This window comes from Rathayibacter tanaceti, assembly GCF_009834165.1.
Taxonomy (GTDB): domain Bacteria; phylum Actinomycetota; class Actinomycetes; order Actinomycetales; family Microbacteriaceae; genus Rathayibacter; species Rathayibacter tanaceti.
Map to the genome: position 1 here is coordinate 1,955,139 of NZ_CP047186.1, position 20,798 is coordinate 1,975,936.

Genomic DNA, 20,798 nt, shown 5'->3' on the forward strand with positions numbered 1-20,798 from the left:
GCTCAGTCTTCGCGCTCCCAGGGGGCCGGGATCGGGTAGTACTCCTCAAGGAAACCGATGACGGCCCTCGTGCGCGCCTCCGCCGAGATCTCGGGGAAGCTGCCGTCGTTGAGGCAGAAGAAGTCGACTCCGCGGTTCTTCAGGAGCTTGCGCATGTCCTTCAGTCCCTGGTGCATCGTCGTGTCGACGTACTTGACGGCCGCGTTCTCCTGCACGACCGCGCGCCCGGTCATCAGCGCGTAGTAGTGGTAGAGCGAGTTGGTGACCGAGACATCGCCCGCCGAGCGGAAGCGGCTCGCCGCGGTCGCGGTGAACTCGGGCTCGAACTCGGCCTCGAGCTCGGCCATCACGCTCTTGCGCAGCGGGGTGGCGGCGTGCTCGAGGTGGCGGGTCGTCATCGCGCCGAACCGCTCGCGGAGCAGGCGCCGGTTGACGCGGGCCGCGTTCTCGAAGCCGCTGCGCGTCGCGTTGGAGTCGCCCATGCCGATCCGCGTGGTCGCCTCGATGAACTTGGTGATGCCTCCGGGCGAGAAGAAGATCGACGGGTCGACCGGGCGGCCGAAGAACATGTCGTCGTTGGAGTAGAGGAAGTGCTCGGCGAGACCCGGGATCCGGTGCAGCTGGCTCTCGACGGCGTGCGAGTTGTGGGTCGGCAGCACGGAGAGGTCGCGGAAGTGGTCCTCGCTGCGCACCAGAGTCACGTCGGGGTGCTCGTCGAGCCAGCGCGGCCGCGGGGAGTCGGTGACGATGTAGATGTGGCGGATCCAGGGCGCGTACATGTACACGCTGCGCAGGGCGTACTTGAGCTCGTCGATCTGGCGGAACCGTGCCGGGGCGTCGTCGCCTTCGCCGACGACGTAGCTCGCCATCCGCGCGGCCCGGGCCCGCTGGAACTCGAGATCGGTGCCGTCGACCCACGAGAACACGATGTCGACGTCGAAGCGGATGTCGCTGACCAGCGGCTCGAACATCCCCTCGAAGGTCGGCCAGGTCCGTCCGTACGCCTCGACGTGGGCGTCGATCGCCTCGGTCACGGGGAGGCTGTTGCGCATCAGCGCGTTCTCGGCCGGAGTGAAGATCTCGTCCTCGCCCACCTTCCACAGCTCCAGCCGCACGCCGCTGCGCGCGCCGTAGCGGAGGGATCCTGACGAGGACACCCGCGGGCGGAAGAGCTTGAACACGGAGGCGCGGGGGTAGGGCGCCAGCACGCCCTCGGCCAGCAGCTGCGGCGGAGTGCCCCGCTTGTCGACCGTCTTGGCGTAGAAGGGCTCGGTCGCGAAGGCGCGCGCGAGCAGAGTCGCGAGTTCGGCGCCGAGGACGCGGTCGACGGCGAGGAACGGCGAACCGTCACTGCCGCGGATGAGGCGATAGGGGAACTCGGCTGTGTCGAGCACGTCGCCGATGGCGATCAGGTCCTCGGTCCAGGCCGCGCGCGGTGTCGTGCTCGAGTTCACCAGCGAGAACAGGCCGGCGTGCACCACGACGTCGTCGCGGTCGAAGTGCCGCGGGCGCAAGAGCGATGACGGAAGAGCACGGACAGAAGGCATGATTCACATTATCCGCCGTGGATTCAGTGTGTGAGACCGGTCGGTCAGCTTGACAGCGACTCCAGACGCGCTAGTGCCTTCGTCGCCGACGCTGCGGCCCGGCGGGCGCGGTGCCTCTGCTCGGCCGAGACGACGCCGAGCGCGAAGGCGCCTTCGCCGCTGCGGTCGACGTCGCCCAGGAGCAGCTCGCGCAGCGCCCGGGCATCGCGCTCCTCCCCCAGCGCATCGGCGAGGTCCTCGGCCGCCTGGGCGAGCGAGCGACGGCGCGGCCCGACCGCGGCGGGCACGACGATCCGCCAGGCCTCGACGGTGTAGCGGAGTCGCTTGGCCGCCCTGCGGAGGTCGTGCCGCGCCTCGACGGAACCGCCGTCGACCGCGGCCCGCGCCCGCGCGATGCGCGAGAGCTCCTTCGCGACCGAGCGGCGGACGAGCGCCCGAGGGCCGGACGGCGCCGCTGCGGTGAGCGGAGGATCGGCGAGCAGGGAGTCGAGCGAGGCGAGGAGCGCCAGGTAGCGGCCGCCGCGGAGGGTGCGCGCGACGCGACGCAGCGCCGCCGCATGCCTCCGCTCGATCTCGTGGTGCAGAGCAGAGGGGGCGCTCGGGGCACCCTCGACCGCGGCGACCGCTGCACGCAGCCGGGCGCCGAGCACCTCCTGATCGCGGGCGGCACCGAGCACGCCGGCCAGCCAGCGCAGCTCGCTCCGCACTGGATCCGTCGCGGCCCGGTCGAGGACGGAGCGCGACGCGGCGAGCACGCTGCGGAGCCGGCGGGTGAGCACCCGCATCCGGTGCAGGGCGTCGTCGGCCTCGAGGCGCACCCGGGGGTCGACCGCGCGCAACTCGCGCAGGAGGCCGCGGATCGCGGCGAGCGCCGCTTGGCCGCCGGTGCGCGGCTCCGGTGCCGTCTCGTCGATCGGGCCACCGGTAGCCCTGGCCAGCTTCGACGCAGTCACGGCGGGGCGGGCACCGGCCGCGAACAGGTACTGCTCGATCGCGTCCAGAAGGGCCTCGCCCTCCTCCCCCGCGGCATCGACCAGCTCGACCTCCCACTCGCGCCAGCGCCGCTCGCGGCCGGTGCGCTGGTCGCGGGCGATCACGAGGTCGTCGGCGATCTCGGCGAGCTCCCGCCCCTCGGCATCGCGCACGCGGGTGATCGAGCGGACCGTCTCGAGCAGCGCCAGCGGTTCGAGCGGTGCGCGCCCGACGTAGCCGAGGACGGGCTCGCGGACACCGGCGGGCACCGTCCGCGTCTCGGTCAGCGGAGCATGGATCTCGGTGCGCCCCGAGGACCCGGGGAGCTTCACGTGCCAGCCCTGGTCGGCGCCGCCCTCGCGGCGGCGGAGGGTGATGCGACCACGCGAGAGGGCGCGCTCGGCAGTGTCGAAGTAGTCGGCACGGAGGGTCACCGGCTCTTCTGGCAGGACGGAGGCGACGGGGCCGGCGCCGAGCAGGTCGGGGAGCCGCGTCTCGGCGTCCACGTCGTAGGTGCGCTCGACCTCGGTCTGCACACGCCGCGCACCGCCCGTCGAAGACGCCGCCGACTCGTTCTGCACACCGCTGACCATGCTCCATTGTGGACACGACCGGTGCGTCGCGGGGACCCGGGGCGGGGCCGGGCGGCTCGCTCTAGGCTGGCGGGATGACTGCGCCCGTTGCCCCTGTCGCCCGCCGCGTCCCCCTCGAGCGCCGCCACCACGGCGACCTGGTCGTCGACCAGTACGAGTGGCTGCGGCAGAAGGAGAGTCCCGAGGTGATCGCACACCTCGAGGCCGAGAACGCCTACACCGAGGCGGTGCTCGCCCCGCTCGCGCCGCTACGCGAGACCCTGTTCGAGGAGATCCGGTCGCGGACGAAGGAGACCGACCTGTCGGTCCCCGTCCGCGAGGGCGCGTGGTGGTACTTCTCGCGCTCCTACGAGGGCCGCCAGTACGCGGTACACTGCCGGGCCCCGATCAGCGGACCGGACGACTGGACGCCACCCTCGATCGCCGACGGCGCCGTGCTCGACGGCGAGCAGGTCGTCCTCGACGGCAATGCGGAGGCGGACGGGCACGACTTCTTCTCGCTCGGCAGCTTCGACCTCTCGGCGGACGGCCGCTACCTGCTCTACGGCACCGACGTCGAGGGCGACGAGCGCTACACCCTGCGCATCCGCGATCTGTCGACCGGCGAGGATCTGCCGGACGTGATCGAGGGCACGGGGGGCGGCGCCACCTTCGGCGCCGACGAGCGCTACGTCTTCTATCCCACGGTCGACGAGTCGTGGCGACCCGACACCGTCTGGCGGCACGCGGTCGGCACCGACTCCACCGCCGACGAGGTCGTCTTCGCGGAGCCGGACGAGCGCTACTGGATCGGGATCGGGCTCACCCGAAGCCGGCGCTTCCTCGTCATCGAGATCGGCAGCAAGATCACCAGCGAGTGCCTGCTGCTGGACGCGTCGGATCCGACCGGCGACTTCCGCTCCGTCTGGCCGCGGCGGGAGGGCGTCGAGTACGAGGTCGAGCACGCCGTTCTCGACGGGCGCGACCGCCTCCTCATCGTGCACAACGACGGAGCACTCGACTTCGAGATCGTCGAGGAGCCGGCCGACCTCTCCCTCGACGCCACCGAGCGGGCCCGCGAGCGGCGCGTGGTCGTCCCCCACCGAGAGGGCCGTCGCATCGAGGGGGTCGACGCCTTCGCCGGGCACGTCGTGGTCTCGTACCGCTGGGAGGGAGCGACGCGCCTCGGGCTCCTCCGCGAGGGAGGCGCGCAGTCGCGCCTCGACGAGATCCTCTTCGACGAGCCCCTCTACGACGCCGGTCTCGCCGGCAACCCCGAGTGGGAGCAGACGTCGCTCCGCCTGGCCTACACCTCGTTCGTCACCCCGTCGACGGTGCTCGCGCTCGACGTCGCGTCAGGCGAGCGGACCGTGCTCAAGCAGCAGCCGGTACTGGGCGATTACGACCCGGAGCGCTACGTGCAGCGGAGGGAGTGGGCGACCGCGCAGGACGGCACGCGGATCCCGCTGTCGCTGGTCTGGCGCCGCGACGCCGCCGATCCCGACTCGGCCCCGGCTCCCGTCCTGCTCTACGGCTACGGCTCGTACGAGGCGAGCATCGATCCGGGCTTCTCGATCCCCCGCCTCTCGCTGCTCGACCGCGGAGTCGTCTTCGCCATCGCGCACGTGCGCGGCGGCGGCGAGATGGGCCGCTCGTGGTACGAGAGCGGCAGGACCCTGCACAAGCGCACCACCTTCACCGACTTCGTCGACGCCGCCCAGCACCTCGTCGACGCGGGCTTCACCACTCCGGAGCGGCTGGTCGCGCAGGGCGGCTCGGCCGGCGGCCTGCTGATGGGCGCGGTCGCGAACCTCGCCCCGGAGTCGTTCGCCGGGATCCTCGCGCAGGTGCCGTTCGTGGACGCACTGACGTCGATCCTCGACCCGTCGCTGCCGCTGACCGTCATCGAGTGGGACGAGTGGGGCGACCCGCTGCACGACGCCGAGGTGTACGCCTACATGAAGTCGTACTCGCCCTACGAGAACGTGCGGGAGGGGGTGCGCTACCCGCGGATCCTCGCGACGACCAGCCTCAACGACACGCGCGTTCTCTACGTCGAGCCGGCCAAGTGGGTGGCACGGCTGCGCGAGGTCGGCGCTCCGGCGCTGCTGCGCACCGAGATGTCGGCCGGACACGGCGGAGTCAGCGGGCGCTACGAGCGCTGGCGGGAGGTCGCGTTCGAGTACGCCTGGACGCTGGACGTGCTCGGGCTGGCCTGAGCGCGGGTCTCTCACGTGGGCCGGCCCGCGAATCGACGCGGAACGGGCTCCCCAATGTCGGCAGGCCCCGTTCGACGCCCACTCGCGCTCGCACTCCAGCGGGACGCGCCGGCTGCGGTGGACCGCAAGCCCCCTCGCGGGTCGTCCGCGGCGCGTAGGGTTCGGGGTGCCGACGGAGGGAAGAGCATGAGCGCAGGCCTGTCGATCGACCGGATCGCCGCATGGGTGGCTGACCAGAGGTGGTACGCGAGCAAGGGGCGGCGCCCCGAGCTGGAGGTCCGCGGCGCCTGGTCGCTGCGGCCGGAGGGCGGCGAGGTGGTGGACCATCTCATCATCGACCGCGCGGGCACGAGTCCGGTGCTCTACCAGGTGCCGGTGACCGTGCACCCCGGGCCGGTCGCCGGACTCGAGGACGCGCTGGTCTACTCCGACGGCGAGCGCTGGGTGTACGACGCCCCGCGCGACCCCTTCTTCGCCCGGGCCCTGCTCGGGATGATCGCCGACTCCGGCCGCTCCGACGCCGACGGCGCAGAGGGCGGCGCGCGAGCCGAGGGCTACCGGCAGGCCGGAGCCGTCATCGGTGCCTTCGCCTCCTCGCGGGTGCTCAGCGGCGAACAGTCGAACACCTCCGTGATCGTGCAGACCCTCGCGGAGGACGGGTCGGCCGGCACCCCCGTCATCGTCAAGGTGTTCCGCGCGCTGCACCACGGCGACAACCCGGACGTGACCGTCCAGTCGGCCCTGAACGCGGCCGGCAGCGCGCTCGTGCCGCCCGTGATCGGGAACGTCACCGGCGAGTGGGATGACCGGGGCGAACCGAGCGGACGAGCATTCGGGCACCTCGCCTTCGCCCAGGAGTTCCTCCCCGACGTGCAGGACGCCTGGCGCGTCGCCCTGGAGGCCGTCGCCGCCGACTCCGACTTCACCGGCCCCGCACGGGCTCTCGGCCGCGCCACCGCCGAGGTTCACGCCACCCTCGCCGACGTCATGCCCACCGAAGACACCACGCCCGAGGTCGTCGAACGGATGATCGCGACCATGCGGCGCAGGCTGCGGATCGCCTCCGCGGAGGTGCCCGTCGTCGCCCAGGACGCGGAGGCGATCGACGCGGTGTTCCGCGCCGCTGAGAGCGCGCCGTGGCCGAGGCTGCAGCGGATCCACGGCGACTACCACCTCGGCCAGGTGCTCTCGGTGCCGGACCGCGGCTGGGTGCTCCTCGACTTCGAGGGCGAGCCGCTGCGGCCCATGCACGAGCGGCGGCTGCCGGACGTCGCCCTGCGCGACGTCGCAGGCATGCTCCGCTCGTTCGACTACGCTGCGGGGGCGCACGAGCAGGCGGCTCCCGGCGCCTCCCGGGCGGACTGGGCGGCCGCGAGCAGGACCGCGTTCCTCGAGGGGTACACCGAGCGCGCCGGCGACGCGGTCACCGCTCACCGCGCCGTCCTCGATGCGTTCGAGCTCGACAAAGCGATCTACGAGGCGATCTACGAGGCGCGCAACCGCCCCGAGTGGCTGTCGATCCCCGTCGCAGCGGTGCAGCGGCTCGCCGGACGCTCCTAGGGTGGCTGGCATGAGCGACGACAAGAAGCCCCTCGACCCGCTGGAGGACTTCAGCATCCCGGGCGACACCGACCTGCACGTGACAGGAGACGCCTCGGGCGCAGACGGCGAGGAGGTCGCCGAGCCGGACGAGGACTCGGACGGCTCCCGCACGACCTGAGCGCTCGGGCGCCGAGCGCTCAGGTCATGAGCGCCGTCTCAACCGCGGAGTCTCAGAGCCAGCCCCAGCGCTGGAACAGGCGGTGCAGCACCACGCTGGACGCGACCATCGCGGCGAGCGCCGCCGGATAGCCCCACGGCACATGCAGCTCGGGCATCACATCGAAGTTCATGCCGTAGATGCTCGAGATCATGGTCGGCGCGAAAAAGATGGCCGCCCACGCCGAGATCCGCTTGACCTCGTCGTTCTGCTGGTTGCCCACCTCCGCCAGCTTCTTCATGTCCTCGTTCTGCCGCTGGGCGACGAGGGTGGCGTTCACGGCGAGGATCTCGCGCAGCGTGGTCCGGAAGCCGTCGACGCGCTCGGTGACGACCGCGACATGGTCGGCGACGTCGCGGATGTAGCGGCGCAGCTCCACGTCAGACTGGAACACTTCGAAGTCGGTGACGAGGCGTCCCAGCATCCCGGTCAGCGGGGCGACCGCGCGCTGGAAGTCGAGCACCTCCTGGCTCAGCTCGTAGATGCGGCGCGACACCGCGGGGTCACCCTCGAAGACCTGCGCCTCGATCTCGTCGATGTCATTCTCGAGGCCCGCGACCACGGGCGAGTACTGATCGACGACGGCATCGAGGATCGCGTAGAGCACGGCGACCGGGCCGATGCGCAGCAGGTCCGGGTCGGCCTCCATCCGCCGGCGAACCAGCGAGAGGTCGGGCTTCTCGGAGTGTCGGACCGTGACGACGAAGTTGGGGCCGACGAACAGGTGCAGCTCGCCGAAGTCGACCTCCTCGCGCTGGTCGGAGTAGCTGGCGGCGCGCAGCACGACGAACATGTCGCTGCCGTAGCGCTCGAGCTTGGGCCGCTGATGCGCGCTGATCGCGTCCTCGAGGGCGAGCGGGTGCATCGAGAACTCGTCCTCGAGTGCGGCGAGCTCGGCCGCGGTCGGTCGGTAGAGGCCGATCCAGGCCATGGCGTCGGGCAGCTCCTGCAGCGCGGCGAGCGCCTCCGGGATGCTGCCCGGCGAGACGACGCGGCGGCCGTCCTGGTAGATCGCGTTGTCGACCGTGCTGGTGCGGGCGGGCTCCTCCTCGGGGAGGATCCGCTGGATCGGCGCCGTGTCCTCGGCGGCCGCTCGGGTTCGCGAGCCGAGGCCGAGGATCGTCGCGGGGACGCGGGGCAGCTTCACGACCATCTCCTCTGTTCGACCGACGCCTATTGTGCACCCGCCGGTGAACGGGAGGTGTCCGGGCGCCACGCCGAGCGTCGATGCGTGTCGGGGGTGCTCACTAGCCTGGAGGCATCCCCATGACCGACCAGAGGAAGGACGAGCGTGAGACTGCTGCACACCTCCGACTGGCACATCGGCCGCACCTTCCACGGGCATTCGACGGTCGCCGCGCTCGGCGAGGTGCTCGAGGCCCTGGTCGAGACGGTGCGCTCCGAGCGCGTCGACGCGGTGCTCGTCGCGGGCGACGTCTTCGACTCCGCCGTGCCCGCGGCCGAGCATTACACGCTGCTGACCCGCGTGCTGGAGGCGATCCGCGCCGCCGGCGCCGAGGTGGTGCTGACGAGCGGCAACCACGACTCCCCCGCGAGGTTGGGCTTCCAGGCCGGTCTGCTGCGCTCGGCCGGGGTGCACGTGCTGACCGACCCGGAGGCGTACGCCGAGCCGGTCGTCCTGCGCGACCGAGCGGGTCTCGAGGTCGGCGTCCACGGCATCCCCTTCCTCGAGCCTGCTCTCTACCGCCACCGGCACCCGGAGGAGCCGTTGCGCCGCCACGAGGACGTTCTCGCGTTCGCGATGCGGCGAGTGCGCGCCTCCGCCGAGGCCGCAGGCCGGCCCTGGGTGGTGCTCGCGCACTGCTTCGCTGTCGGCGCGCCGGCGGCGGTGCTCGAGCGGGACATCACCGCCGGCGGCCTCGACTACGTCTCGGTCGAGCACTTCGCCGACGCCGACTACGCCGCGCTCGGCCACCTGCACGGGCGGGCCGAGCTGCGGCCGGGGGTCCGATACTCCGGGGCGCCGCTGCACTACTCGTTCGGGGAGGCGGGGAAGCCCCGCGGCTGCTGGCTCGTCGAGCTCGGGGCCGACGGGCTCGAGGAGGTGCGCTGGTCACCGCTGCCGGTCCCCCGCCGGCTCAGCGTGATCGAGGGGCGGCTCGACGAGCTGCTGGCCGACCCCGGGCTCGCCACGATCGAGCACGACTGGGTGTCGGCCGTGCTGACCGACGAGGTCCGCCCGCTCGACGCGATGGCGCTCCTCCAGTCGCGGTTCCCCGGCTGCGTCGCCCTCGAGCACCGGCCGCCGGGTGCGCCGGCCGCCGCGTCGAGCGCCTACGCCGAGCGGATCCGCGGGCGCAGCGACGTCGAGATCGTCGACGACTTCCTCTCCCATGTGCGCGGCAGCGGCGCCTCCGAGGCCGAGCGCGAGATCGTGCTCGAGGCTCTCGCCGCTCTCGACGCCGAGGCTCTGCGGTGAGGATCCGGCGCCTCTCCTTCGCCGGGCTCGGACCGTTCCGCGACCGGCAGGAGATCGACTTCGACCGGCTGGAGGACGTCGGCATCTACCTGATCGCGGGCCGCACCGGAGCGGGCAAGTCGACGATCCTCGACGCGATCGGCTTCGCCCTCTACGGGTCGGTGCCCCGCTTCGACGGCACGTCCGCGAGGCTCCGCAGTGATCACAGTGCGCCCGAGGACGAGACCTTCGCCGAGCTCGACTTCGAGGTCGCTGGACGGCTGTACCGGGTCAGGCGCTCGCCCGAGTACGAGCGGCCCGCCAAGCGCGGCGGAGGCACGACGCGCCAGGCGGCGAAGGTGTCGCTCCTCGAGCGGGTCGACGGCGCCTGGAGCGGAATCTCGTCGAGCGCGAAGGAGACGGGCGTCGAGATCGGCCGCATCGTCGGCCTGACGAAGGACCAGTTCCTCCAGGTCATCCTGCTCGCGCAGAACCGCTTCCACGAATTCCTGCTCGCCAAGAACGACGATCGGCAGCGGCTGCTGCGCACCCTCTTCGCGACCGAGCGGTACGAGCTGCTGCGTCGGCGCCTCCTCGACCAGCTGCACGAGAGCGCCGCCGGGCTCGAGGAGGAACGGGCCGCGGTCGCCGCCCTCGCCGACGAAGCGCGCCGTCTCGGCGAGGTCGAAGAAGAGGCAGCGACTCCCGACGCCGCCTGGTTCGCGAGCCTCGTCGCGGCCCTCGAGCCACGGCTGGCCGAGACCCGGGCCGAGGTCGAGCGTGCCGATACGCTGCACGACGGGTCGCGTGCCGCCCTCGAGGCCGCCGTGCTCGTCCGCCGGGCCCAGGAGCGGCGATCGCGCGCCCTCCGCGAGAGCGAGGAGCTCGCGGTCGCCGAGGTCGTCGTCGTCACGCAGCGCGAACGCCTCGAGCAGGCCCGCAGGGCAGAGGGCGTCCTGCCCGTGCTGCGGGCGTCCGCCTCCGCACGAGACGCCGCCGACGCGGCGAGCGCGGCGCGGGAGCGAGCCGCAGAGCGGTTCCGCTCGGTCATCGGCGGGAGCGCCGACGGCGACTCGGCCACCCGGGAGTCGGAGGCTCTCGGCGGCCGGCTGGGGGCCCTGGCCGAGGCGCTCGTCGAGGAGCGGCGGATCCCCGGGGCCGAGAAGGCGGCCGAGCACGCGGAGCAGGCGCGCAGCGAGGCGCTGGCCGCTGTGGAGCTGCTCGACGGCGAGCTGCGGGTGCTGCCCGAGCGACTCGAGGCGATCGGCGCCGAGGAGGAGTCGCTGAGCCCCGTGGCCGCGACCGTCCCCTCCCGCGAGGTGGAGCTCGTCGCCCTCGAGGGCCGGATCGAGGCGGCTGCCGAGAGGGAGTCCGCCGCCGCGTCGCTCACCGCGCTCCGCGCCTCCTACGCCGACGCCGTCCGTCGGCACCGCGAGCTCGCCGCCGAGCACGCCGGGCTCGTCGCCCGCCGATTCGTCGGCTTCGCGGGCGAACTCGCGGGCTCGCTCGTCCCGGGCGAACCGTGTCCCGTCTGCGGTGCGCACGAGCACCCGCGCCCCGCGGAACACGGCGAGGCAGCCCCCGTGAGCACGGACGACCTCGACCGGGCGCGTGCCGCGGTCGACAGGGCGGCCGGCGCGATGGACCGGGCTCGCGCCGCTGAGAGCAGCGCGGCCCTCGTCGTCGCGGCGCTCGAGGAGCGCAGCGGAGGCGAGACGTCGCAGTCCCTCGCGCTGGCGCGCGAGGAGGCCACCGGGCGTCTCGCCGCGGCCCGCGCAGCGGCCTCCCGATGCGAGCTCCTCCGGAGCGAGCGCAGCGCCCTGCGCCGCCGCGCCGACGAGCTGACCGCGCTCCGCGAAAGAGCCCGCGCCGAGCACGACCGACTGGCCCGAGAGGCGACCATCGCCGTGGAGGCGCTGCGGATCCTCCGCGAGAGGATCGACAGCCAGCGCGACGGAGTGGCGAGCATCGCCGCTCGAGTGGCCGAGCTGACCGAGCGCCGCAGCGTCGCCGACGCTCTGGTCGCGGCCGAGGCCCTCCTGCTCGCCCGTACGGCAGCGGCCGACGAGGCACGCGAGCACCTCGCGTCCGTCCTGGCCGAGCGCGGCTTCGCCGACTCCGCCGCTGCCGAGAACGCCGCCCTCACCGCCGGCGAGCGGGACCGCGCCGAGGCCGTCGTCGCCGAGCACGAGCGGCGCAGGAGCGCCGTCGACGCGGTACTCGCCGAGCCCGAGCTGCGGGAGCTGCCCGCCACTCCCGTCGACCTCGCCGAACTCGAGGAGTCGGCACGCCTGGCTTCCACCCGGCGCGACGAGGCGCGGTCGCGGCTCTCGGTGCTCGAGCACCGCGCCGCCCGGCTGGCCGAGCTGGCGGCGGTCGCCGCGCGCCGGCTGCGCTCGCTCGAGGGGCGCCTCCGCCGCTACGAGGAGCTACGCGCCCTCGCCGAGACGGTCGACGGGCGCGGGCAGAACACCCGACGCATGGACCTCGAGTCGTTCGCCCTCGCGGGCCGCCTGGAGGAGATCGTCGGCGCCGCGAACCTCCGCCTCGAGACGATGACGAGTGGCCGGTACACCCTGCTCCACGACGACTCGCTCGCCTACCGCAGGGCCTCCTCCGGTCTCGGCATCGACGTGCTCGACGCCTTCACCGGCGTGCGCCGCCAGCCCGCCTCGCTCTCGGGCGGCGAGACGTTCCTCGCCTCCCTCGCCCTCGCCCTCGGCCTCGCCGACGTCGTCAGCATGCAGTCGGGCGGTATCACGCTCGAGACGATGTTCATCGACGAGGGGTTCGGCTCGCTCGATGCCGAGACGCTCGAGACCGCACTGGGCACGCTCGACGCTCTCCGCACCGGAGGCCGCACGATCGGCCTGATCAGCCATGTCGACGCGATGCGCGAGCGGCTGCCGATCGGGCTCCGCGTCGTCGTCGGCGATCGGGGTGACAGCACGCTCCGCACCGGCTGAGGCTCACCTCGGGTGTCACCCGGTCGCGCGGCGCCCACCTCGGTCGGCACGACCTCCCGTCGACGCCGCACGCGAGCTGCTGGGCCCGAGGCGGTCATCGGCTTGTCCTCGGACGCTCGCGAGCATCGCGACAGCGACCCGACCGGCGGCGCGAGGATCGAGGCCGACCCCACGCATCCGCTACGCCGACCGGCTCGCGACCGACGCCGGTCCCGGCATCGCCCGCGCGACCGGACGGGCCGTCGCTCTCGCCGAGACGCCATCGGCGCGGGCGGGAGCGACGGAGCGCTCTGCCGTGCGCGACGCGCTGCTGCGTTTTGGCGACGTCGAGCGGCGCCGCTCAGCCGATCGCCTCCCGAAGGACGTGCATGAGCGCGTCGAGCTGAACCGTGTCGGCCGAGGCGGTCTCGGCGTCCGCTCCGTCGAGCGCGCGGGCGGCGAGGCCGGCCTTCGCGTCGATGAGCTCGGCGATCTTCGCGTCGATCGTGTGCGCCGCGATGATGCGCCAGGCGGTGACGGGCTCCTCCTGGCCGATGCGGTGAACGCGGTCGATCGCCTGAGTCTGCTCCGCGGAGGTCCAGGACAGCTCGGCGAGCACCACGTTCGACGACGCCTGCAGATTCACCCCGACGCCCGCCGCGGTGAGCGAGCAGACGGCGACCGAGACGTCCGGATCGCTGTTGAACGCGTCGATCTGCGCCTGCCGGAAGGTCGCCGTCTGATCCCCGCGGATCGAGACGGAGGCGAGCTCGCGCTTCTCGAACGTCTCCTCGGCCTGATCCATCACGTCGATGTGCTTCGCGAAGAAGACCACCTTGCCCACCGAGCGGGCCAGCTGCGAGGCGTAGTCGGCAGCCAGCGCCGCCTTCGCCTGCCCGATCCGGCGCACCATCGTGAAGACGTTCTCGCCGGTCTTCGCCGCCTTCGACTCCTCGAGCTCGCTCTGGGCGACGATGCGGATGAACCGGTCGCGCTCGTCGTCGTCGAGCTCGTGCGTGATCGACGCGGTGACGGCCCGGTAGCGCTGCAGCATCCGGGCTCCGAGCTCGCGCTCGGCCTTCTGGATCGAGCGGCCGAGGTCGTCGTCGAGCTCGACGGGCAGGTCGACGATCCGCTTCGAGGGCAGATCGGCGGCCACGTCGATCTTCTTGCGGCGGACGATGCCGAGGTCGATGACGGCCTCGCGCGCCTCCGGGTAGAAGCCGGTGTCGGCGGGAGTGAGACCCGTCTCCTCCAGCCTGCCCATCAGCTCCGGCCCGGGCTTGGTCTCGTCGATCCAGCCGAGGAAACGCCAGATGGCACGGAAGTCGTCGACGTCGTTGATCAGCGGAGTACCCGTGAGCGCGATCATCAGCGGGTCGTGGCCGGGAGTCGTCTCGCGGATCTTCGACGCGAGCGCGAGCACGCTCTGCGAGCGCTGCGAGCGGAGGTTCTTGATGAAGTGCGCCTCGTCGACGACCATCCCGCGGAATCCGAGGCTCCCCAGCCAGCCGATGTGCCGGTCCAGGATGTCGTAGTTGACGATCACGACGTCGGCGAAGGCGTCGAGCGTTCCGCCGTCACCGTGGATCACCGTGGCGCGCCGCTGCGGGGTCCAGTGCTCGACCTCGCGTGCCCAGTTCATCTTGACCACGTTCGGAACCACCGCGAGCAGCGGGTAGGCACCCGAGACGGAGGCGGCGAGCAGGCTCTGCGCGGTCTTGCCCAGGCCGGGCTCGTCGGCGAGCACGAAGCTGCGGTGCCCCTCGCGCGCACTCTCGATGAAGCGCGCCTGATGCGGCATCAGCTCACGTCCGCGCGGTGAGACGCGGTCGAGCTTCGGCGGCTCGGGGAGCTCCATGCTCGCGGCGCGTCCGCCGGCGCCGTACTCGAAGGCCTTGAACAGCGGCCCGAGCAGCTCCCAGTCGTCCAGGCGGCGGCGCGGAGCCGGAGTGGCGGCCTGCGCGACCGAGAAGTCGGGCGGGAGGAAGGGGTTGGCCAGCTGACGGGCGCGCACCGAGGGCGGCACGACCTGGTTCTCCGGGACCTCGGGCTTGGGCTCCGGCTCGGTGACGATCAGCAGCTCGTCGGGGCTGAGCTCGGCGCCCGCTTCAAGCAGCCAGTCGCGCCGCAGCTTCTGCGCGGCGGGCGTGATGCCGGCCTCGGACTCGAGCAGCGCGATCAGGCTGGTGTCTCGCGCGGCCGTCTTGGCGAGGATCGTCGCGATCCCGTCGAGGCGCTTCATCTCCTCGGCGCGCTGAGCCTCGCTGAGCGCGGAGTCGACCTTGACGCGTTTGCGCTCCTCGCGCATCAGCAGCGCGATGACCAGGAACTTCGTCCGGTTGGTCGGCCCGACCTTGCCGGTCTGGGCCTTGGCCTCCACCTCGCGCACACGGCGCGCGAGGATCGGGATGATCCCGGCGTCGTCGACACCGCGCGAGCGCGGTCGGGGTCGGCTGCCGGCGGCGTTCGACGCTCGACGCGTCTGACCGGACTGACGCTGGCCGCTGCGAGCCATGCTCCTCCTCGACGTGGGACGGGGGCGGAGGAGGGGTTCCCGCGCTCTGCCGTCGCCTTGCATCCGCCGGATCGCCTCCGCGGAGGCGACGGGCGTCGGTGCATCCCGTAGCCGTCAAGAACTCCGAGCAACGGGTCTGAGACCCGGTCGCAGCATCCCCGGCGTGCAGGTGCATCGTCAGCCTACTCCTCGGCACACCGTCGGCGGTCCTCCGCCGCAGGATCGGCACACTGTCGGCGGTCCTCCGCCGCAGGAACGGGCGTGCCCGTCGTCACTCCGGGGTCGGGACGCGGATGATCAGTCCGGCGGCGACGAACACGCCGACCGCAGCGAGGCTCAGGGACGACCAGACCGCGTCCGGGAACGCGAACGGCAGCACCGGGTTCCACAGCACGAGCACCGGCACGAGCCCGATCAGCCAGAGAAGGGAGCGCGCCTGGATCGCGAACCAGCCGATCACCGCCGCGAGGATCGCGACCGGGTACCGGATGACGTCGTACGCGTCGGAGCCGACGAGGGCGAGTCCGGCCAGCAGCACGATCGCGGCGAGGATCCCGGGTGCGAGCGCCATCCGCGCCTGGTCCCGGGAGGGGTAGCGGGCGGCGGCGGTGCGGGACGGCTTGCGGGTGCTCACCCGTCGATCGTACGGGGGCGGATACCCCGCCCGGGTACCTGCTCCGGCGCGTAGGCTGGCGGAGTGATCGAGGACCTGAAGAAGCGCTCCCTGCACCGTGCCCGCATCCTGGGCGGCCAGATGCGCGGGCTCGAGAAGATGATCGAGAACGAGGACTACTGCGTGGACATCGTCACGCAGTCCCTCGCCATCCAGAAGTCGCTCGGCTCGCTGAACAAGCTGATCGTCGAGAACCACCTCCGCACGCACATCACCGCGATGTTCGAGGAGGGCGGCGAGGCCCGCGAGGCGGCGATCGCCGAGCTCGTGAAGATCTTCGAGCTCTCCAACAACCGCTCGTGAGCGCCGCCGCCCTGGTCGCCGCGGCGCGTGAGCGCCCGCTGCTGCTCGACGGCGGGCTCGGCACCGAGTTGGAGGCGCGGGGCGCGGCCGTCGACTCCGCCCTCTGGAGCGCCCGGGTCCTCGTCGACGAGCCGCAGCGTGTGCGCGACGCGCATCGCGTCTTCGCCGACGCCGGCGCCCGCGTAGCCGTGACCGCGAGCTACCAGGTCTCGACGAGCGGATTCGCAGCCGTCGGCCTCCCCGCAGAGCTCGCCGAGCGCGCCCTCCGCGCGAGTGTATACCTGGCGAGGGAGGCGCAGAGCGGCTGGGTCGCCGCCTCCGTCGGCCCCTACGGCGCGGCACTCGCCGACGGCTCCGAGTACCGAGGCGACGACGGCCTCACGGTGGAGGAGCTGACCCGGTGGCACCGCCCCCGCCTGCGGGCGCTCGCCTCCGCGGGCCCCGACGTGATCGCGGTCGAGACGCTGCCCTCCGTGCGGGAGGTGCACGCCGTCGTCGCCGCCCTCCGCGGCTCCCCTATACCCGCCTGGATCACCGTGAGCGCCCGAGGGAACAGTACGGCCGCGGGCGAACGACTCGCCGAGGCGTTCGCCGTGGCAGCCGCCTCGGACGACGTGATCGGCGTCGGGGTCAACTGCTGCTCGCCTGCGGACGTCGCGGCAGCGGCCCGTCTCGCTCGCCGGGCTACGGGCAAGCTGGTCGTCGTGTACCCGAACAGCGGCGAGGTCTGGGATGCGCCCACACGCCGGTGGACGGGCGACCCGGCCTTCGACTCCGCCCTGGTCGCGTCCTGGCTCGACGCCGGAGCCGACGTGATCGGAGGCTGCTGCCGTGTCGGCCCCGCCGCGATCGCCGCACTCGCCCGCCTGCTCGAGCGCACGGGACCGGGCTGACCTCGGTCCGGGCGTCAGTACTGGCGAGCACGACAGCGCAGCACCGCGCCGACGATCCGGATGTCCGTGAAGCGTGTCGACGCCCCCGTGCGAGCAGCCTCTCGGACGGGACGCCTGACCTCTGGCCGCACGCGCGTGCCCTCCTCACCCGATCACGGGAGAGGGAAACGACCCAGCGGCCGACTCCCCGTCACGCCTGTCTAGGCCGTCTTCGGCCGCGCGAACTCGTCGTACGGCAGCGTGATCGGTCGAGTCCGCGGAGGCATCCGCAGCACCGCCTCGAGTGCCGGGCCCAGCGCCTCCCGCCAGACGCGGTAGCCCTCCTCGTTGAGGTGCAGCCCGTCCGGCGAGTACTGCTCGAGCAGGCCGCCGTCCTCGCCCGCGAGCACCGGCCAGAGATCGAGGTAGCCCGCGTGCGCGGTGGGCGCGAACTGCCAGAGGTGGCGGTTGATACCGCGGATCTGCGGGGCGAACTCGTGTCCGCGGGGCAGGACCGACGTGACCAGGAGGCGCACGTCGGGCAGGTCGCGGCGGAACGTCGCGACGACGGTCTCGATGTTGCGGACGATGTGCTCCGTTGTGCGGTGCCACGCCAGGTCGTTGGTGCCGATCAGGAGCACCACGGTATCCGGCTCCTGCGCGACGAGCTCGGGGAGACGCGCGACGACATCCGCGGTGGTCGCCCCTCCGACTCCCTCGTCAACGACCGTCGAGTGCGTCAGCCACTCACCCCAGGCCCCCGCCTGGATGATGCTGTCCCCGATGAAGAGGACCTTCCCCAGCTCGAGATCGCGCCCCGCGTCCGTACTCGACAGTTCGCTCATCGTGCTCCTCTCGTCGGCGTCCCGGGCGGTCTCGCCGCCGTCGGACCCCTCCATTGTCACCGCTGCGCCCGGCGCCCGCCAGGGGAGCGCTCGTCGCCGGAGTCCGGCAGGTCGGCCGCGGTGGCTGTGATGCGGTTGGCCATGCCGTTGAAGATGACGCCGTGGAAGGGCAGGATCGCGAACCAGTAGAGTCGGCCCGCGAGCCCCTGCGGGAAGAAGACCGCGCGCTGCGTGTAGACCGAGCCGCCGCCGTCCGAGGGTTCGGCGCGCATCTCGAGCCATGCGCCTCCCGGCACCTTCATCTCGGCGCGCAGACGCAAGAGGGTCGGCCGCTCGATCGCCTCGACCCGCCAGAAGTCGAGCGCGTCGCCGGCGTGCAGCCGGGCGGAGTCGCGGCGTCCGCGCTGCAGGCCCACTCCCCCGACGAGGCGGTCCATCCAGCCGCGAATCACCCAGGCGAGCGGGAAGGAGTACCAGCCATTCGTGCCGCCGATGCCCTCGATCACCCGCCAGAGCTTGGCCGGGTCGGCCTGGGTGCGCCGCACCTTCAGGTCGACGTAGACGGTGTGGCCGGCCCACTCCGGGTCGCTCGGCAGCGGATCGCTCGGCGCGCCGACGACCTCCGCGTTCTGCCAGCTCGTCTCGATCTCGCCCGCCTGCATCCTGCCCAGCGCGAGCCTGACCGCCCGGCGGTACGAGGTGAGTCCGCCCTCCGGGTCGGGGATGAGCGAGCGGATGTCCTGCTCGTGCACCACGCAGTCGTACTGCAGCGAGGCGATGATCGGCACCGCGAGCGAGCGCGGGATCGGCGTCACGAGGTTGACCCACTGCGAGGCCAGCCACGGGGTGAACACCGGCAGCGACGCGATCGGTCGTTGCCGCAGGCCCGCCTCCACCGCGTAGCCGTTCATCATCTGGCCGTAGCGCAGCACATCGGGCCCACCGATGTCGAAGGTGCGGTTGAGCCGGCGGTCCTCGAGGGAGGCGGCGCCGATCAGGTAGTGCAGCACGTCGCGCACGGCGATCGGCTGGATGAAGTTCCGCACCCACTGCGGCGCGGGCATGTAGGGCAGCACGTCGGTGAGGTGGCGGACCATCTCGAACGAGGTCGATCCGGAGCCGATGATCACGCCGGCCTGCAGCGCGATCGTCGGCACGCCCGACTCCATCAGGATCCGGCCCACCTCCGCGCGCGAGCGGAGGTGCTTCGAGAGCTCCTGGCCGTCAGGGTGCAGGCCACCGAGGTAGACGATGCGGCCGACGCCGCCCGCCATCGCCGCCGAGGCGACGTTCTGCGCGGCGCGGCTCTCGACCTCCTCAAAGTGGGCGTGGTCGTTGCCCGAGCCCATCGAGTGGACGAGGTAGTAGAGGACGTCCACACCGTCGACTGCGGCGGTGAGCGACTCCGGATCGCCGAGATCGCCCTGGGCGACCTCGACCTCCTCCGCCCACGGCACGTCGGAGAGCTTGCGCGGATCGCGCACGAGCACTCGCACGCGGAACCCCGCCTCCAGGAGGCGCGGCGTCAGCCGACCGCCAATGTAGCCGGTCGCGCCGGTGACGAGCGCGAGGGGGCGCGTCGAGTCGGAGGGGGATTGGCTCATGCGGCCACGCTACGCCGATGGCCCCGCGACCTCTCCCGCTGGTGCGGGCCCCCGGCCCCTGCTAGGTGCCCCAGCCACCGAGCGGGCTCACGCGATGCCGAGCACCTCGCGCACGCGCAGCACATCGTCGTTCATCTGGCGGATCAGCGGCTCGACGCCCTCGTAGGCGACCTGTCCCCGAATGCGGCCGACGAAGGCGACCTCGACGACGCGGTCGTAGAGGTCCAGGGTCTCGAGGGTCTGATCGAGCACGTACGCCTCGACCTGCTTCGGCGGTACTCCGGCGAAGGTGGGGTTGCTGCCGACCGAGATCGCGGCCGGATGCGTGACGCCGTCCGTCGTGAGCCTCCCCGCGTACACGCCGTCGGCCGGGATCAGGCCCTGCGACTGCGGCGAGAGGTTGGCGGTCGGGAAGCCCAGCTCTCGCCCGCGCTTCGCGCCGTGCACGACGACTCCGCGAACCACGGGCTCGTGCCCGAGCAGGCGCGTGGCGTGCTCGACGTCACCCTCGGCGAGCAGCTCGCGGATCCAGGTGGAGGAGACGCGGCGGCCGTCCTCCGGCCGGACGTCGTCGATCAGCTCCACCTCGAAGCCGTGCTGCTCGCTCAGCCGGCGCAGCATCCCGATGTCGCCCGCCCCCCGTGCGCCGAAGCGGAAGTCGGAGCCGACGAGCACCACCCGCGCCTCGAGCGCGTCGACGAGCACGTGCTGCACGAACTCCTCGGGCGAGAGCGCGCGGAACTCCTCGTCGAACGTGAGGAGCAGCGTCGCGTCGACCCCGGTCCCCGCGAGCAGCTCGAGCTTCTGCTCGTTGCCCACCAGCGCCGGCGGGCACTTCTCCGGCGCGATCACGCTGAGCGGGTTACGGTCGAAGGTGACCACCACGGCCGCGAGACCGCGCTCACGCGCCCGGTCGTGCAGAGTGCCGATGACCGCGCGGTGTCCCGCGTGCACGCCGTCGAACTTGCCGATGCTCACGGCCGAGGGACCGATGCCGGCGAGGTCGCCCGGCCGCGTCTCGACGCGCATCAGGACGCCGCTCGCGGGCCGCGTCGCCCCTGCACACGGAGCCACCACAGGCCCAGCACCGGCAGAACCAGCGGGATGAGCAGGTAGCCGGCTCCGAAGGCCGCCCAGACGGTCGACTGCCGTCCGAAGGGGTCAGCGCTGGTCAGGCCGAGCAGCTGCGGTTCCAGCACGCTCACGGCGCCGACGACGAGGACGCCGACGAGCTCGAACGTGATCGTCACCCAGGCCACGCGCTGCCAGGCGCGTCCCGGCACGATGAGCGCGACCGTCGCGACGATGTAGACGACCGCCGAGAGAGCCGAGAGCGAGAAGGCGAGGGGCGCCTCGTCGAACCGGTCGATGATCTGGAAGAGGGAGCGACCCGTCGCGGCGAGCGCCAGGATCCCGTAGACCACGACGAGCAGGCTGCCGATCCCGCGGGAGCGGGCAGAGCGGCTCGGGTCGGCACTCGCGGGTGCGGAAGGGAGTCGGGGGTCGTGGGCGGCCCGTCCGGACGCTTCGCTGGCTGGTTTCGACATCGC

Annotated in this window: 16 protein-coding genes; 7 read left to right on the forward strand and 9 right to left on the reverse strand. The window is 72.5% G+C overall.

Annotation, left to right across the window (positions count from 1 at the left end; genetic code table 11):
• Positions 1-2: 2 nt before the first annotated feature.
• Both GSU10_RS09220 and GSU10_RS09225 read right to left on the reverse strand, forming a co-directional pair.
• Positions 3-1,547 (reverse strand): stealth family protein, encoded by a 1,545-nt coding sequence (locus GSU10_RS09220; RefSeq protein ID WP_068210025.1) that lies wholly within the window; start codon positions 1,545-1,547, stop codon positions 3-5.
• A gap of 44 nt (positions 1,548-1,591) precedes the next feature.
• On the reverse strand, positions 1,592-3,112 hold the full coding sequence (locus GSU10_RS09225; RefSeq protein ID WP_132504136.1) for a CYTH and CHAD domain-containing protein: 1,521 nt from the start codon (positions 3,110-3,112) through the stop codon (positions 1,592-1,594).
• Positions 3,113-3,186: 74 nt separating this feature from the next.
• Here GSU10_RS09225 and GSU10_RS09230 point away from each other — a divergent pair, with 74 nt between their 5' ends.
• The 3 genes from GSU10_RS09230 to GSU10_RS09240 all read left to right on the forward strand — a co-directional run bounded on the left by GSU10_RS09230 (position 3,187) and on the right by GSU10_RS09240 (position 7,030).
• Positions 3,187-5,310, forward strand: a complete 2,124-nt coding sequence (locus tag GSU10_RS09230) for a S9 family peptidase (protein ID WP_068212530.1) — start codon at positions 3,187-3,189, stop codon at positions 5,308-5,310.
• Positions 5,311-5,496: 186 nt separating this feature from the next.
• Complete coding sequence (locus GSU10_RS09235) at positions 5,497-6,870, forward strand: maltokinase N-terminal cap-like domain-containing protein (RefSeq protein WP_132504134.1); 1,374 nt, start codon at positions 5,497-5,499, stop codon at positions 6,868-6,870.
• A gap of 10 nt (positions 6,871-6,880) precedes the next feature.
• Positions 6,881-7,030 (forward strand): hypothetical protein, encoded by a 150-nt coding sequence (locus GSU10_RS09240; RefSeq protein ID WP_158286060.1) that lies wholly within the window; start codon positions 6,881-6,883, stop codon positions 7,028-7,030.
• A gap of 52 nt (positions 7,031-7,082) precedes the next feature.
• Here GSU10_RS09240 and GSU10_RS09245 read toward each other — a convergent pair whose 3' ends face one another.
• Positions 7,083-8,222 (reverse strand): magnesium and cobalt transport protein CorA, encoded by a 1,140-nt coding sequence (locus GSU10_RS09245; RefSeq protein WP_082845247.1) that lies wholly within the window; start codon positions 8,220-8,222, stop codon positions 7,083-7,085.
• 138 nt (positions 8,223-8,360) lie between these two features.
• On the opposite strand from GSU10_RS09245, the gene GSU10_RS09250 reads away from it, so the two are divergent.
• Together GSU10_RS09250 and GSU10_RS09255 are read left to right on the forward strand one after the other, a co-directional pair.
• Positions 8,361-9,509 (forward strand): exonuclease SbcCD subunit D, encoded by a 1,149-nt coding sequence (locus tag GSU10_RS09250; RefSeq protein WP_132504132.1) that lies wholly within the window; start codon positions 8,361-8,363, stop codon positions 9,507-9,509.
• The gene (locus GSU10_RS09255) at positions 9,506-12,454 is read left to right on the forward strand and encodes an AAA family ATPase (protein WP_132504130.1); all 2,949 of its coding nucleotides are present in this window, start codon (positions 9,506-9,508) and stop codon (positions 12,452-12,454) included. The genes GSU10_RS09250 and GSU10_RS09255 overlap by 4 nt, the downstream gene beginning before the upstream one ends.
• Positions 12,455-12,794: 340 nt before the next feature.
• On the opposite strand, the gene GSU10_RS09260 is transcribed toward GSU10_RS09255, so the two are convergent.
• Both GSU10_RS09260 and GSU10_RS09265 read right to left on the reverse strand, forming a co-directional pair.
• Entirely contained in the window at positions 12,795-14,951 is a 2,157-nt protein-coding gene (locus GSU10_RS09260; protein WP_068212059.1) for a DEAD/DEAH box helicase, read from the reverse strand.
• 271 nt (positions 14,952-15,222) lie between these two features.
• Positions 15,223-15,585: a DUF6804 family protein gene (locus tag GSU10_RS09265; protein WP_236713646.1), complete on the reverse strand. Its 363-nt coding sequence runs from the start codon at positions 15,583-15,585 to the stop codon at positions 15,223-15,225.
• 63 nt (positions 15,586-15,648) lie between these two features.
• Here GSU10_RS09265 and GSU10_RS09270 point away from each other — a divergent pair, with 63 nt between their 5' ends.
• Entirely contained in the window at positions 15,649-15,927 is a 279-nt protein-coding gene (locus GSU10_RS09270; protein ID WP_068212057.1) for a metal-sensitive transcriptional regulator, read from the forward strand.
• The gene (gene mmuM, locus GSU10_RS09275) at positions 15,924-16,820 is read left to right on the forward strand and encodes a homocysteine S-methyltransferase (RefSeq protein ID WP_241972876.1); all 897 of its coding nucleotides are present in this window, start codon (positions 15,924-15,926) and stop codon (positions 16,818-16,820) included. The genes GSU10_RS09270 and mmuM overlap by 4 nt, the downstream gene beginning before the upstream one ends.
• A 200-nt stretch (positions 16,821-17,020) precedes the next feature.
• On the opposite strand, the gene GSU10_RS09280 is transcribed toward mmuM, so the two are convergent.
• The 4 genes from GSU10_RS09280 to GSU10_RS09295 all read right to left on the reverse strand — a co-directional run bounded on the left by GSU10_RS09280 (position 17,021) and on the right by GSU10_RS09295 (position 20,795).
• Positions 17,021-17,644, reverse strand: a complete 624-nt coding sequence (locus GSU10_RS09280; RefSeq protein WP_068212055.1) for a GDSL-type esterase/lipase family protein — start codon at positions 17,642-17,644, stop codon at positions 17,021-17,023.
• Positions 17,645-17,700: 56 nt separating this feature from the next.
• Positions 17,701-19,248: an SDR family oxidoreductase gene (locus GSU10_RS09285; protein WP_068212053.1), complete on the reverse strand. Its 1,548-nt coding sequence runs from the start codon at positions 19,246-19,248 to the stop codon at positions 17,701-17,703.
• 87 nt (positions 19,249-19,335) lie between these two features.
• A complete protein-coding gene (locus GSU10_RS09290) occupies positions 19,336-20,277 on the reverse strand; it encodes a bifunctional riboflavin kinase/FAD synthetase (RefSeq protein WP_068212051.1) in 942 nt (313 codons plus the stop codon).
• Complete coding sequence (locus GSU10_RS09295) at positions 20,277-20,795, reverse strand: hypothetical protein (protein WP_068212049.1); 519 nt, start codon at positions 20,793-20,795, stop codon at positions 20,277-20,279. Before GSU10_RS09295 ends, GSU10_RS09290 begins: the two co-directional genes overlap by 1 nt.
• Positions 20,796-20,798: the final 3 nt, after the last annotated feature.

Bases quoted from the DNA above. Each gene is read 5' to 3' on its own strand.
- GSU10_RS09240 (WP_158286060.1), top strand. From the start codon at position 6,881: ATGAGCGACGACAAGAAGCCCCTCGACCCGCTGGAGGACTTCAGCATC.
- GSU10_RS09295 (WP_068212049.1), bottom strand. From the start codon at position 20,795: ATGTCGAAACCAGCCAGCGAAGCGTCCGGACGGGCCGCCCACGACCCC.
- GSU10_RS09220 (WP_068210025.1), bottom strand. From the start codon at position 1,547: ATGCCTTCTGTCCGTGCTCTTCCGTCATCGCTCTTGCGCCCGCGGCAC.
- GSU10_RS09290 (WP_068212051.1), bottom strand. From the start codon at position 20,277: ATGCGCGTCGAGACGCGGCCGGGCGACCTCGCCGGCATCGGTCCCTCG.
- GSU10_RS09280 (WP_068212055.1), bottom strand. From the start codon at position 17,644: ATGAGCGAACTGTCGAGTACGGACGCGGGGCGCGATCTCGAGCTGGGG.
- GSU10_RS09245 (WP_082845247.1), bottom strand. From the start codon at position 8,222: ATGGTCGTGAAGCTGCCCCGCGTCCCCGCGACGATCCTCGGCCTCGGC.
- GSU10_RS09235 (WP_132504134.1), top strand. From the start codon at position 5,497: ATGAGCGCAGGCCTGTCGATCGACCGGATCGCCGCATGGGTGGCTGAC.
- GSU10_RS09225 (WP_132504136.1), bottom strand. From the start codon at position 3,112: ATGGTCAGCGGTGTGCAGAACGAGTCGGCGGCGTCTTCGACGGGCGGT.
- GSU10_RS09260 (WP_068212059.1), bottom strand. From the start codon at position 14,951: ATGGCTCGCAGCGGCCAGCGTCAGTCCGGTCAGACGCGTCGAGCGTCG.
- GSU10_RS09230 (WP_068212530.1), top strand. From the start codon at position 3,187: ATGACTGCGCCCGTTGCCCCTGTCGCCCGCCGCGTCCCCCTCGAGCGC.
- GSU10_RS09285 (WP_068212053.1), bottom strand. From the start codon at position 19,248: ATGAGCCAATCCCCCTCCGACTCGACGCGCCCCCTCGCGCTCGTCACC.